This is a genomic window from Bradyrhizobium jicamae (assembly GCF_001440395.1).
GTDB classification, from domain to species: domain Bacteria; phylum Pseudomonadota; class Alphaproteobacteria; order Rhizobiales; family Xanthobacteraceae; genus Bradyrhizobium; species Bradyrhizobium jicamae.
Genome location: NZ_LLXZ01000213.1, coordinates 1,586 through 1,886, shown reverse-complemented (window position 1 = coordinate 1,886; position 301 = coordinate 1,586).

Below are 301 nucleotides of genomic sequence, written 5' to 3'. Positions count from 1 at the left end.
TTGCCCGGGTAAAGAGCGTCTGCAATCTTCTCGGCGTCCTGCGCCAGAGACGTCTTCTGCATACGCCTCAATGCGCCGCCGATCTGGTAAAGGGCATCGCAACAGTCTCTTTCGGATAGCTTTTGCCAGTCCATCGACCCTTCCTCTGTCATCGGTCAGCTGCGTCAGAACGGAATATGATCACACTCTTGCCCTGGATGGACCCATTGGCCGCACTCAGCGCATTGCGTGTCGTTCGGATAAAGAGCGCGATATTCTAGATCGGCTCCCTTGCGTTGCATCCACGTTCCGATGTGGTAGC